Origin of the sequence: Leisingera daeponensis (genome assembly GCF_019801465.1) — a bacterium.
In the GTDB taxonomy this organism is placed as follows: domain Bacteria; phylum Pseudomonadota; class Alphaproteobacteria; order Rhodobacterales; family Rhodobacteraceae; genus Leisingera; species Leisingera daeponensis_A.
In genome coordinates this window covers 255,734-268,440 of sequence record NZ_JAHVJA010000001.1, presented here as the reverse complement: position 1 = coordinate 268,440, position 12,707 = coordinate 255,734, and the positions used below count along the sequence as shown (strand labels likewise).

Genomic DNA, 12,707 nt, shown 5'->3' with positions numbered 1-12,707 from the left:
AAAGACCCGGCTTCCGCCCGCGGACCGCCGCCGATCGCCGGCGCTTGCGAGAATGCAGTTTTCCCCGCCAATCAAATCCACTAAGGTCCGGCAAAATTACAATGGCAAGATCTGGGGGGATCGGGTGTCACGCTACGACAGATATGTGCTGTCACAGTATCTGCTCTTCTTCGGCTTCTTTGCCCTGATTCTGGTGGCCGTGTTCTGGGTCAACCGGGCCGTTGTGCTGTTCGACACGCTGATCGGCAACGGGCAGTCCGCACTGGTGTTTCTGGAATTCACCGCGCTCACCTTGCCGAACCTGATCCGGATGGTGCTGCCGATCGCCGCCTTTGGCGCCGCGGTCTGGGTCACCAACCGGCTGAACGGGGAAAGCGAGCTGACCGTGCTGCGCGCCACCGGCACCAGCCCCTGGCAAATGGCCCGCCCGGCACTGGCCTTCGGCATCATCACCGCGCTGATGATGTCCGCGCTGACCCATTACCTGCTGCCCGCCTCGATCAGCCAGCTGGACGTGCGTGAAAGCGAAGTCTCCCGCAACATCACCGCCAAGCTGCTGAGCGAGGGCGATTTCCTGCACCCCACCGATGGCGTCACCTTCTACATCCGTCAGATCGATGCAGACGGCACCCTGAACGACGTGTTCCTGTCGGACCGCCGCGACCCGGCGGTGACGGTGACCTATACCGGCGCACGCGCCTTTCTGGTGCGCGACGGCGCCAGCGCCCATCTGATCATGGTGGAAGGCATGGCACAGCGGCTGGACCACAAGACTCAGCGCCTTTCCACCACCTTCTTCTCAGATTTTTCCTATGATATCAGCTCCCTCGCCCGCAAAGCTGAAAACCCTTCCCGCAACATCCGCGCCATTCCCAGCCTCGAGCTTTTGAACAGCACCGAGGCAGTGACCCGAAGCGATGGCTATTCCGCGGGCGCCCAGGCCGAAGAGCTGCATCTGCGGTTTGCCCGCGCTCTGGTCTGTGTTGCTGTGACGCTGATCGGCTTTTCCGCACTGATGCTGGGCACCTTCTCGCGCTTCGGGGTCTGGCGGCAGGCCTTCCTGGCCTTTGTGGTGCTTATTTTCATCGAGGGCCTGCGCGGCGTGGTCACTGAGCCGGTTCTGCAGAATCCCAGCCTCTGGCCGCTGATCTACCTGCCCGCCCTGCTTGGCCTTTCGGTTGCGCTGGTCTTCCTGATCCTGTCCGGCCGTCCGAAACGGATCCGGGCACCGGCAGCGGAGACGGCGGCATGAAGCTGGACATCTACTACGCCCGCCGCTTCTTGCAGTGGTTCCTCATAATCGTTGCGGTTCTGATGACGCTGGTGGTGCTGATCGACTTGAACGAACAGGTCCGGCGGTTCGAGGCCGCCGATCTCAGCCTGGCACAGCTGGTTGGCCTGACGCTGCTGAACATCCCGGCAGCGCTCAGCGAGTTCCTGCCGCTGATCATGATCCTCAGCACCATCGTGCTGTTCGTCGGCCTCGCGCGCAGCAGCGAGCTGGTTGTGACCCGTGCCATCGGCCGTTCCGGAATCCGCGCGCTGGCAGCGCCGGTGCTGGTGGCAGCCGCTATCGGCGGCCTAGCGGTCACCATGCTGAACCCCATCGCGGCTGCCACTGCCAACCGCTATCAGGACCTGGCGGAAACCTACCACAACGGCGGCCCCTCGGCGCTGTCGCTGAGCGGCGAGGGCCTGTGGCTCCGCCAGGGCGGCGTCCGCGGCCAGTCGGTCATTCACGCCAAGGGCTACAGCGGCGACGCCGCCGACATCACCCTGCACGACGTCTCGATCCATGCCTACACCAACGCGGGCGGCCCGGTGCGCCGCATCACCGCTGACAGCGCCCGGCTGGACGGCAGCAACTGGGTTCTGGCCAATGCCAAGGCCTGGCCGCTGGCAGCCGGGATCAATCCGGAAACCGGGGCCGCCCAGCATGACGAGCTGCGGCTGCCCACCACTCTGACCACCGACCGCATCCGGGACACGCTCGGCTCCGCCAGCGGCATCTCAATCTACGATCTGCCCTCCACCATCCGCGAATTGTCGGCCGCGGGCTTCACCACCAAGCGTTACGAGGTCCAGCTCCAGGCAGAGCTGGCGCGGCCGCTGTTCCTGATTGCCATGGTCCTGGTTGGTGCCTCCTTTACAATGCGGCACGCCCGCTTCGGCGGCACCGGCCTGGCGGTGCTAATGGCAGTGCTTCTGGGATTCGGGCTTTATTTCATCCGCAATTTCGCGCAAATCCTTGGCGAGAACGGGCAAATACCGGTGGCGCTTGCCGCCTGGGCGCCGCCCGCCGCCGCAATACTTTTGACCTTGGGACTGCTTCTCCATGCCGAAGACGGGTAATCTGCGCCGCGCGCTGCTGCTTTCCGCCGTGCTGCCCTGGCTGGCGCTGACCGCACCAGCCCCGCATGCCCAGACCGCCACTCCGCCCGATCCGGCCCAGCCTGCAATGCTGGTCGCCGACCAGGTGTTCATCGCCCCCGACCGCACCCTGGTGGCGGAAGGCAATGTCGAAGCCTTTCAGGGCAATATCCGGTTGCGCGCGAAAAAGATCACCTTCGACCAGAGCACCGGCACACTGCAAATCGAAGGCCCGATCCGCATCGACCAAAACGGCGACATCACCATTCTGGCCAATGCCGCCGAACTGGATCAGGACTTGCGCAACGGCCTGCTGAGCGGCGCCCGCATGGTGTTCCAGCAGCAGCTGCAGCTGGCTTCGCTGCAAATGACCCGCGTCGGCGGGCGCTATACCCAGCTCTACAAAACTGCCGTCACCTCCTGCCATGTTTGCGAGGACGGCCGCCCGCCGCTCTGGCAAATCCGCGCGGAGCGGGTGACCCACGATCAGCAGGAGCGCCAGCTCTATTTTGAAGGCGCCCAATTGCGGGTGCTGGACGTGCCGGTTTTCTATTTCCCGGCAATCCGCCTGCCGGATCCCTCGCTGGAGCGGGCCAGCGGCTTTCTGGTCCCGTCCGTGCGCTCCACCTCGAACCTCGGCACCGGGATCAAGGTTCCGTATTTCTTCACCCTGGGCCCGCACAAGGACCTGACGCTGGCGCCCTACATTTCCTCCAGCACCCGGACACTGGACCTGCGCTACCGCCAGGCCTTCCGGCGCGGCCGTATCGAGCTTAACGGCGCCTTCACCAGGGACGACCTGTATCCGGATCAGGACCGCGGATATTTCTTTGGCGAGGGGGCATTCCAGCTGCCGCGCGGCTACCGCTTCACCTTCGACGTCAAGGCGGTTTCCGATGATGCCTATCTCGAAGACTACGGCCTGCCGGACCTTGACCGCCTGCGGTCGCGGGCGGAGCTGACCCGGGCCCGCCGAGACAGCCTGTTCCGCACGTCACTGACCCATTACAAGACCCTGCGCGACAGCGAGCGCCAGAGCGACATCCCGTCCGGCATCGCGGAAGCCTTCTACCAGAAGCGTTACTTCCCTGCCCTGACCGGCGGCGAAATGCGTCTGACTCTTCAGGGCCACGGCCATCACCGCAGTTCCAGCCTCGAGGCCACCACCACGGACAGCAACGGCCGCGACCTGGCCCGGCTGACGGCTGATCTCAGCTGGACCCGCACCTGGACGCTTGGCTACGGCGTCCTGGCAGAGGCCGAGCTCGGCGCAGCGGCCGATGCCTTCCGGACCTATGATGACGCCTTTTTCACCGAGGATGTCACCCGTCTGACGCCGCGCGGCGCCATGACGTTCCGGCTGCCGATGACCCGGCGCGAGGCCGGCGGCGCGACACAGTACCTGGAGCCGATCCTGCAATTGGGCTGGCGGGACGAAGGCGGCGGCACGGTCGTCAGCGAGGAGAGCCGGTTTGTGGAATTCGATCAGGGCAACCTGCTGTCGCTGTCCCGCTTTCCGTCGAACGATGCGCGCGAGGACGGCTTCACCCTGGTCTATGGCGCCAACTGGGCCCGCTATGCGCCGGACGGCTGGCAGGCTTACGCCACGATCGGCCAGGTCCTGCGCAGCGACGGCGACACCCGCTTCACCAAAAGCTCCGGTCTCGGCGGCACCTCTTCGGACCTTCTGCTGGCCGGGCAGGTCAAATTCGGCGACGGGCTGGCGATCTCCAGCCGCGGGCTGCTGAACGGCTCGCTGAACTTCTCCAAGGCCGAAGTCCGCGGTGAATGGCGCACAGACCGCTCCAGCCTGTCCGGCACCTACCTGTGGCTTGGCACTGACCCGGACGAGGACCGGACCGAGGAAAGCTCGGAAATCTGGGTCGACGGACGCTATGATATCAACCCCACCTGGTCCGCCAGCGCCCGGCTGCGCTACGACATTTCCGACGCCCGCGCCACCCGCGCCGGCCTCGGCGTGGCCTATCAGAACGAGTGCGTAACGGTCGACCTTTCGGTCAACCGCCGTTATACCTCAACAACAAGTGTTGAGCCGACAACGGATTTCGGCTTTACCATCTCGCTCAGCGGTTTCTCCGTGAAGAGCGGCAACAAACAGTACAGGCGGTCATGCAGCAAGACGTGAATACCCGGTTCCCGGCTCCCTTCCTTTCCCGTGCTCTCAAATCCGCAGCCGCACTGGCGCTGGCCGCGGGTCTTTCCCTGACCGGCCTGCCGGCCGGGGCACAGAACCTTTTTGCTCCCGCAATCACCGTGAATGACGAGGTCATCACCCGCTACGAACTGGAGCAGCGGGCCCGCTTCCAGGCGGCGCTGCGGGTTCCGGGCGACCCGCTGGAGACCGCCCGCGAGGAGCTGATCAATGACCGGCTCAAACTGGAAGTGCTGAAGCAGGCCGGGATTGAGCTGTCCGACGAGGATGTCACCGCCGGCATGGAAGAGCTTGCCGGGCGCGCCAACCTGTCTCTGAACGAGTTCCTGACTGCCTTGCAGCAGCAGGGCGTCGACCCGCAGACGCTGCGCGACTTCACCAAGATCGGCCTGGGCTGGCGCGAATACACCCGCGCCCGTTTCCTGTCCCGCGCCCGCCCCACACCCGAGGAAATCGACCGCGCGATGGGCAGCGCCGGCACCGGCAGCGTCCAGGTGCTGCTGAGCGAATTCATTGTGCCGATCAATGAGCAGAACGCCGCCCAGGTCGAAGAACTGATCGAACAGGTGAGCCGGCTCAAGAGCTATGACAGCTTTGCCGCAGCGGCCTCCCAGTACTCCGCTGCAGCCAGCCGCAACGAGGGCGGCCGCCTGCCGTGGATGCCGCTGACCAAGCTGCCGCCGCAGCTGCAGGAAATCGTGCTGGCGCTGAAACCGGGGGAGATTTCCGAACCGCTGCCGCTGCAGAACGCCGTGGCCCTGTTCCAGATGCGCGGCGTGCGCGAAGTCGAAGGCGCCGCCCCGCGCTACGCCGCAATCGAATACGCAACCTACTATGTGCCCGGCGGCCGCACACCGGAAGGGCTGGCAGCGGCGCAGAAGGTCGTGAACAGCGTCGACACTTGCGAGGACTTCTACGGCCTGGCCCAGGGACAGGATCCCTCGGTGCTGGACGTGCAAAGCCTGCCGCCCGCCGATATCCCGCGTGACATCGCGCTGGAGCTGGCCAAGCTGGACCCGGGTGAAACCTCCACCACGCTGACCCGCAACAACGGCGAGACCCTGATGGTGCTGATGCTGTGCGGCCGCACTGCCGACCTGGGCGAAGGCGCCAACCGCGAAACCGTCGCCAATGCGCTTGTCGCACAGCGGATGACCTCGCTCACCGACAGCTTCCTGGAGCAGCTGCGCGCGGATGCGCGGATCGACATCAAATGAGCCAGCCCGGGCCCATCGCCCTGAGCTGCGGCGAGCCCGCAGGCATCGGCCCGGAAATCGCCGTCAAGGCCTGGCAGGCGCTGCGGGACAGCTGCCCGTTCTTCTGGATCGGCGACGCCCGGCATCTGCCCGCGGGCACACCGGTCACCGAAATCGCTTCCCCTGCCGCGGCAGCCGCAGCCTGCGCGGACAGCTTCCCTGTGCTGCCGCTCACCTTCGGCGGCGGAACAGCTAAGGGGACGGCTGACCCGGACAACGCCGCCGGGGTGATTGAATCCATTGAGACCGCTGTGCAGCTGGTCCGGTCAGGCAAGGCTTCTGCCGTCTGCACCGCTCCGATCCACAAGAAAGCCCTGATCGACGGCGCGGGATTTGCCTATCCCGGCCATACCGAGTTTCTGGCGGCGCTGGCGGGCCGTGAGCGGGTGGTGATGATGCTGGCCAGCGATCAGCTCCGCGTCGTGCCCGCCACCATCCATATCGCCCTGTCCGACGTGCCAGCCGCACTCACCCCGGAACTGCTGCGCGAAACCATTGGGATCACCGCAGCAGGCCTGCGGGACCAATTCGGCATCGCTTCCCCGCGCATTGCGGTTGCTGGCCTTAACCCGCACGCCGGCGAAGGCGGCGCCATGGGCCGCGAGGAACTCGACTGGATCAACGCCCTGATCGTGCAGATGCAGGGCGAGGGACTGAACGTCACCGGGCCGCATCCGGCTGACACCATGTTCCACGCCGCGGCCCGCGCACGCTATGACGCGGCGGTCTGCATGTATCACGACCAGGCGCTGATCCCGATCAAGACTCTGGATTTCGACCGCGGCGTCAACGTGACCCTGGGTCTGCCGTTCATCCGCACCTCGCCCGATCACGGCACCGCCTTTGACATCGCGGGGACCGGCCAGGCCAACCCTTCCAGCCTGATCCAGGCGCTGAAGCTGGCGCAGACCATGGCCGCCGGCACTTGATTCTTCCCCGGGCGGCAAATATCCCCGCCGGAGGCATGAATGTTCCGGCGCGCCGCCCGCGCCTTACTGCAAGGTTCAGATGACATGAGCGCTATCGACAGCCTTCCCCCCTTGCGCGAGGTGATCGCGACGCACCAGCTGTCGGCCCGCAAGTCTTTGGGGCAGAACTTCCTTCTGGACCTGAACCTCACAGCCAAGATCGCGCGCCAGGCAGGCGACCTCACCGGCTGCGACGTGCTGGAGATCGGCCCTGGCCCCGGCGGCCTCACGCGCGGCCTGCTGGCCGAAGGCGCCCGCCACGTGCTGGCTGTGGAGAAGGACCAGCGCTGCCTGCCCGCGCTGCAGGAGATCGCTGACGCCTACCCGGGCCGCTTCGAGGTCATCAACGGCGACGCGCTTGAGATCGACCCGCTCGCACATCTCACACCGCCGATCCGCATCGCCGCCAACCTGCCCTATAACGTCGGCACCGAACTTCTGGTGCGCTGGCTGACCCCCAGGGAGTGGCCGCCGTTCTGGCAGAGCCTCACGCTTATGTTCCAGCGCGAGGTGGCCGAGCGCATCGTGGCCCAGCCCGGCTCCAAGGCCTATGGCCGCCTTGCCATTCTTGCACAATGGCGCGCAGAGGCGCGCATCGTTCTGTCGTTGCCGCCCGGCGCCTTCACCCCGCCGCCCAAGGTCTCCAGCGCCGTGGTGCATCTGGACGCCCTGCCCGAGCCGCGGTTCCCGGCAGATGCCGCGGTGCTGTCGCGCGTGGTCGCCGCCGCCTTCAACCAGCGCCGCAAGATGCTGCGCGCCTCGCTGAAGGGCATCTCCCCCGAAATCGAGGCGCATCTGACCGCCGCCGGCATCCCGCCCACCGAACGCGCCGAACAGGTTAGCCTCGAGGCGTTTTGCGCGCTGGCCCGCGAAGTCGCCAAAGCCTGACCCATTTCATTTCCGCTGGAGCCTGAAATTTCCAATGACCCAATCAGTTGCCTCGCGCCCGCCCCTGCTGTCCGTAAACGTCAATGCGGTTGCCTATCTGCGCAACCGGCGCGAGGTGCCCTGGCCCGACCTGATCGACATCTCCCGCGCCATCCTGCAGGCCGGGGCTCACGGCATCACCGTGCACCCGCGGCCGGATGAACGTCACATCCGCTTCTCCGACCTGCCCGCCCTGTCGCGCCTGATTGCAGAGGAATTCCCTCAGGCCGAATTCAACATCGAAGGTTACCCGACCCGCCAGTTCATCGATCTGGTGCTGGAGAATAAGCCGCACCAGGTGACACTGGTGCCCGACACCCCGGAACAGTCGACCTCTGACCACGGCTGGGACTTTGCGGCTGACGGCGGCATGCTCCTGCCTATCGCGGAAGAATTCAAGGCCGCGGGCATCCGGGTCTCCTACTTCGTTGATGCAAACCCGTCTGATCCGGCGCTGGCACGGCAGGCCGGTGCCGACCGGATCGAATTTTATACAGGCCCCTATGCGGAACAAACCACGCCCGGCGCCATTGCGCAGGAACTTGGCAAGATTAAGGACACTGCCGACGCCGCCCGCGCGCTGGCCGCGGACGGCAAGGGCGCGCTGATGATGAACGCAGGCCACGATCTGACCGTGGAAAACCTGCCCGGACTGCGCCAGGCCATCCCCGATCTGGCCGAGGTCTCGATCGGCCATGGCCTCACCGCGGATGCCTTGATGCTGGGCTTCCCGGAAGCCGTCCGGCGCTACTTGCGGGTGCTGGGCCACGCGCTCTGATCCTTCTCTGCTCTGGATCTTGACGGCCATCGGCTCACGCAGCCTAATCGGAATGCGCCACTCAATCACCGGGACTGAAGGAGCAAATGCAGTTTTCCGCAGACTACAGCGGCCGCCTGCCGGAAATCGCCGAACATTTCCGGGCGGTGTTTTCCGCGTCGGAAGGAGACAGCGAAGGCGATCTCATCGCTGCCCTGGTTCAGGAGATGTTTGCCTCCACGGCTGATCCGGATCTTTCCGCTTTTACGGCGTTGGAAGACGGCAGCATTGCAGGCTGTATCCTGTTCACCAGGCTCAGCTACGAACAGGACAGCCGCTCGGCGTTTCTCCTGTCGCCAGTCGCTGTCCGGACGCAAAGGCAGGGGCAAGGCATCGGCCAGGCCCTGATCAGGCACGGGCTGACCGCAGTGCGCCAGCATGGCGCTGATGTTGCCGTGACCTATGGCGATCCGTCCTATTACGGCAAGACGGGCTTCCGGCAGATCACCGAATCCCAGGCAGCGGCTCCGCTGCCGCTCAGCCACCCTCATGGCTGGCAGGCGCAATCCCTCACTGGCGCGGAGCTTGCACCGCTGCGCGGTCCTTCGCGCTGCGTCCCGGCATTGAACAACCCGGTATACTGGTAACCCCGCGGCCCCCTGCAAACCAGTTCCGCCCCCATTCAAGAAAAACCCCCGGCGCCATTGGCCCGGGGGTTTTCTTCATAACATGCAGACTGCCGCGTTACTCAGCCGCTTCTGCCGGACCATCCTCGGCTTTCGGCTTGGGCTTGGCGCGCGCGCGGGCGGGTTTCTTCGGTGCCGGGGCGTCACCGCCCTCGCTTGCTGCGTCGCCGCTCTCCGCTTTCGCCGCTGGCTTGCGGGTGCGGGGCTTGCGGGCCGGCGCCTTTTTCGCGGCCGGCTCATCGCCTGCCTCCGCCGAAGCAGCGCTCTGGCTCTCGGGCGTTTCGACCAGGCCGCTGTCCTGGCCGTTGCCGTTGTCGCCGCGGGGGTCGATCACTTCCGGCTGCGGTGCACTGGCCGGGTCGGCCTCTGCCGCCGCCGACGACGCCGCGGCCTCGCGCTCCTGGCGCTCCAGCCGTTCGGCACGCTCGCGGTCGCGCTCAGCCTGGCGCTCGCGGTTCTGGCGTTCCTGCTCCTCGCGGCGCGCCTCGATCTCGCGCTGCGCCTCGTTCAGCATCCGCAGGTAATGCTCCGCGTGCTGCTGAAAGTTCTCTGCCGCGACACGGTCATTGCTCAGCTGCGCGTCGCGGGCCAGCTGATTGTACTTGTCGATGATCTGCTGCGGGGTTCCGCGCACCTTGCCTTCGGGACCGGAGCTGTCGAACACCCGGTTGACAACATTGGCGCCGTTCGGACGATTCCGGTTCGACTTGGAGCGTGAACGTGATTTGGACGATCTCATATGCCTATCATAAGCCTTGAGTTAATGCGCCGTTGACCCTGTGCAGCGCGCCTCAGCGCCGGATCGTTAGCTTTTTTGGGCTTGATGCCGCGGGAATGCTTGAAAAGCGTTCACCTCTTACGGCTCATCTTGAGTAACCATGTTCCAGAGCCCCAGACAAGGGGGCCAATGGGATTTTCTTTGTTTTTTCGGTCGAATCTGCGGTTTCCCGCGTCAAAATCCGCAATTTGAGACGGAATGCGCCCGCACCACACGGTCGCGCCCGTCGAGGTCCGGCAGCACCGCGATGCCGCTGAGACCCGCCGCCTCCAGCAAAGCGCCGACCGCCCGGCCCTGGGTCGGGCCGATTTCCAGCAGCACGCGGCCGCCTGGCGCCAGATGCTCGGCGGCCCTGGCAGCAATCTGCCGGTAGGCCCCCAGCCCGTCGCCGCCATCGGTCAAGGCGATGCCTGGCTCATGCCCGCGCACCTCGGCCGACAGCCCCTCCATCTCGTCCAGCGCGATATAGGGCGGGTTGGACACGATCAGGTCGAATTGGTCTTTGACGTTTTCAAACCAGTCGGATTGCTGAATATCGGCACGCGCCTGAACCCGGTGCAGCACCGCATTGGCGCTGGCCTGCAGGCAGGCCGCCTCGCTGATGTCGACCCCCAGCCCGGTGGCCTCCTGCCGCTCTGCAAGCAAAGTCACCAGAATGCAGCCGGAGCCGACCCCGAGGTCCAGCACCCTTTCATAAGGTTCCGCCAGCGCCGCCTCGATCAGGATCTCTGTCTCGGGCCGCGGATCCAGGACATCGCGCGAGACCTTGAACCGGCGGCCGTAGAATTCCCGCTCGCCGATCAGATGCGAAACCGGCACCCGCACGGCACGCAGCGAAATCAGCTGCTCATAGCGTTCCGCCACTTCCGCGGCCAGCTCCTCCGGCGCTATCAGGGTGACCCGGCTGGCCTCGATCCTCGCTGCATGAGCCAGCAGCACCCGCGCATCGCGTGCCGGGTCCGGCACCCCGGCTGCCCGGAGCTTGGCCGTTGCAGCCGCCATTGCCTGTGCCGCGGTCTCCGCCATGCCTATTGCCCCATCTCGGCCAGCAGCCGCGCCTGATTGTCCGCCGTCAGCGCGTCGATGATTTCGTCCAGGTCGCCGCCCATCACCTGGTCCAGCTTGTAAAGCGTCAGGTTGATGCGGTGATCGGTCATCCGCCCTTGCGGGAAGTTGTAGGTGCGGATCCGTTCGGACCGGTCGCCCGAGCCCACTTGGCTCGCGCGGTCGGCTGACCGCTCGCTGTCGATGCGCTGGCGCTCCAGATCATAAAGCCGGGTCTTCAGCACCTGCATCGCAATCTCGCGGTTGCGGTGCTGGGATTTCTCCGACGAGGTCACGATCAGCCCCGTCGGCAGGTGGGTGATCCTGACCGCCGAATCGGTGGTGTTCACATGCTGCCCGCCGGCCCCCGACGCCCGCATGGTATCGATGCGGATGTCATTCGGATCGATGTGGATGTCCACATCCTCAGCCTCCGGCAGCACCGCCACGGTGGCTGCCGAGGTATGAATGCGCCCGCCGCTTTCAGTCGCGGGCACCCGCTGCACCCGGTGCACGCCGGATTCATACTTCAGCCGGGCAAAGACGTTCTCGCCTTTGATATGGGCAACCACTTCCTTGATGCCGCCCAGCTCGGTTGCCTGCTCCTCGATGATGTCGAACTTCCAGCCCTGCCCCTCGGCATAGCGCTGGTACATGCGCAGCAGATCGCCCGCGAACAAAGCCGCCTCATCACCGCCGGTGCCGGGGCGGATCTCCAGCATCGCCGGGCGGCTGTCCGCGGCATCCCTGGGCAGCAGCGCCAGCTGCAGCGCGTGCTCGGCTTCCGGGATCGCCGCCTTCAGCGCAGGGATCTCCTCCGCGGCCAGGTCCTTCATGTCCGGATCCGCCAGCATCAGCTCAGCCTCCTCCAGATCACTCAGCAGCCTGCGGTAGGCCGTCACCTGCTCCGCCACCGGCCGCAGGTCGGAATATTCCTTGGCCAGGGCAGCAATATCCCCGCCCCCGGCGCCATCCGCCATTGCGGCTTCAAGATACTGAAACCGCTGCACGATCTGTTCCAGCCGTTCTTCGGGGACCATGGGTGCGCCTATTCTTGTTCATGTTTTGGCCGATTGACCCCCATGTGATATGCTAGAGCCATGCGACATGCCAGAGTCCTTATTGCCACAATCCTCTTCAGTCTGCCCGCCGCGGCGCTGGCGGATGTGGCCGGGCCCGGCGGCAAGACCATCGACTGCTACTGCACCGACAAGTCCGGCGCCCGGGTCGAACTAGGAGAGCTGCGCTGCCTGCAGGTGGACGGCCGCATGTTCATGGCGCAATGCCAGATGTCGCTGAACGTGCCGATGTGGCGCGAGGTGCAAAGCAGCTGCCTGTCGGCGTCACTGGGTTCGCTTCCAGGCACTTCAGGCGCCCCGTCAGAGCTGCCGCGGCTGTGATCTACGGCATCCCAGTTGCATGACAGTTTTGACTGCGGAAAGCAGGCCTGCTGGAAACGCCCGTCACTGTGACTTCACCCATTTTTCCAGTTCACTGTCGTAGCGATAGGTCACCACTACACCGCCGAGGCTGATCGGATAGAAAACATCAATGGTGGCGTCGTCGATGCGGGAATAGTGCTGGGCCCACATGGATTTTGCCGCGTCAACACCCTTGCAGTGTATCCGCCGCCCGTCGCCTAGGTCGAGCACTGCAATATTTTCCAACCGGCCTTTCCTCCCTGGCTGGTGCAATTCAATTTGCGCCTGAAGCGCTTCCCGTCAAACCACGGCTCTGCCGCCAAAGGC

At 65.3% G+C, this 12,707-nt stretch carries 13 protein-coding genes; 9 read left to right on the top strand and 4 right to left on the bottom strand.

Translation table 11 applies throughout. The features are described from left to right. Positions 1 to 124 precede the first annotated feature (124 nt). From lptF to KUV26_RS01300, 8 genes are all read left to right on the top strand, one after another. Positions 125 to 1,252, top strand: coding sequence for an LPS export ABC transporter permease LptF (gene lptF, locus KUV26_RS01335; protein WP_222502343.1), 1,128 nt, complete (start codon positions 125 to 127; stop codon positions 1,250 to 1,252). Next, positions 1,249 to 2,352: an LPS export ABC transporter permease LptG gene (lptG, locus tag KUV26_RS01330; protein WP_222507073.1), complete on the top strand. Its 1,104-nt coding sequence runs from the start codon at positions 1,249 to 1,251 to the stop codon at positions 2,350 to 2,352. The genes lptF and lptG overlap by 4 nt, the downstream gene beginning before the upstream one ends. Beyond that, positions 2,336 to 4,516, top strand: a complete 2,181-nt coding sequence (locus tag KUV26_RS01325) for an LPS-assembly protein LptD (RefSeq protein ID WP_222502341.1) — start codon at positions 2,336 to 2,338, stop codon at positions 4,514 to 4,516. The genes lptG and KUV26_RS01325 overlap by 17 nt, the downstream gene beginning before the upstream one ends. Beyond that, positions 4,501 to 5,760, top strand: coding sequence for a peptidylprolyl isomerase (locus KUV26_RS01320; protein WP_222507072.1), 1,260 nt, complete (start codon positions 4,501 to 4,503; stop codon positions 5,758 to 5,760). The genes KUV26_RS01325 and KUV26_RS01320 overlap by 16 nt, the downstream gene beginning before the upstream one ends. Further along, positions 5,757 to 6,728 carry a 4-hydroxythreonine-4-phosphate dehydrogenase PdxA gene (gene pdxA / locus KUV26_RS01315; RefSeq protein WP_222507071.1) on the top strand — a complete coding sequence of 324 codons (972 nt, stop codon included), beginning with the start codon at positions 5,757 to 5,759 and terminating at the stop codon, positions 6,726 to 6,728. The genes KUV26_RS01320 and pdxA overlap by 4 nt, the downstream gene beginning before the upstream one ends. An 84-nt stretch (positions 6,729 to 6,812) precedes the next feature. Then, positions 6,813 to 7,655 (top strand): 16S rRNA (adenine(1518)-N(6)/adenine(1519)-N(6))-dimethyltransferase RsmA, encoded by an 843-nt coding sequence (gene rsmA, locus KUV26_RS01310; RefSeq protein ID WP_222507070.1) that lies wholly within the window; start codon positions 6,813 to 6,815, stop codon positions 7,653 to 7,655. A 34-nt stretch (positions 7,656 to 7,689) separates the two neighbouring features. Then, positions 7,690 to 8,472 carry a pyridoxine 5'-phosphate synthase gene (locus KUV26_RS01305; RefSeq protein WP_222507069.1) on the top strand — a complete coding sequence of 261 codons (783 nt, stop codon included), beginning with the start codon at positions 7,690 to 7,692 and terminating at the stop codon, positions 8,470 to 8,472. A gap of 86 nt (positions 8,473 to 8,558) precedes the next feature. Next, positions 8,559 to 9,098 (top strand): GNAT family N-acetyltransferase, encoded by a 540-nt coding sequence (locus tag KUV26_RS01300; RefSeq protein ID WP_222507068.1) that lies wholly within the window; start codon positions 8,559 to 8,561, stop codon positions 9,096 to 9,098. A gap of 97 nt (positions 9,099 to 9,195) precedes the next feature. Here KUV26_RS01300 and KUV26_RS01295 read toward each other — a convergent pair whose 3' ends face one another. The 3 genes from KUV26_RS01295 to prfA form a co-directional block, all read right to left on the bottom strand. Next, on the bottom strand, positions 9,196 to 9,876 hold the full coding sequence (locus KUV26_RS01295; RefSeq protein WP_222502336.1) for a DUF4167 domain-containing protein: 681 nt from the start codon (positions 9,874 to 9,876) through the stop codon (positions 9,196 to 9,198). 213 nt (positions 9,877 to 10,089) lie between these two features. After that, positions 10,090 to 10,941 carry a peptide chain release factor N(5)-glutamine methyltransferase gene (gene prmC, locus KUV26_RS01290; RefSeq protein WP_222507067.1) on the bottom strand — a complete coding sequence of 284 codons (852 nt, stop codon included), beginning with the start codon at positions 10,939 to 10,941 and terminating at the stop codon, positions 10,090 to 10,092. Between the two features lie 2 nt (positions 10,942 to 10,943). Continuing rightward, a complete protein-coding gene (gene prfA, locus KUV26_RS01285; protein ID WP_222502334.1) occupies positions 10,944 to 11,999 on the bottom strand; it encodes a peptide chain release factor 1 in 1,056 nt (351 codons plus the stop codon). A gap of 60 nt (positions 12,000 to 12,059) precedes the next feature. Between prfA and KUV26_RS01280 the strand changes: the two genes are divergently transcribed. After that, positions 12,060 to 12,359, top strand: a complete 300-nt coding sequence (locus KUV26_RS01280) for a hypothetical protein (protein ID WP_222502333.1) — start codon at positions 12,060 to 12,062, stop codon at positions 12,357 to 12,359. Positions 12,360 to 12,422: 63 nt separating this feature from the next. Here KUV26_RS01280 and KUV26_RS01275 read toward each other — a convergent pair whose 3' ends face one another. Further along, positions 12,423 to 12,626, bottom strand: coding sequence for a hypothetical protein (locus KUV26_RS01275; protein ID WP_222507066.1), 204 nt, complete (start codon positions 12,624 to 12,626; stop codon positions 12,423 to 12,425). Positions 12,627 to 12,707 lie beyond the last annotated feature (81 nt).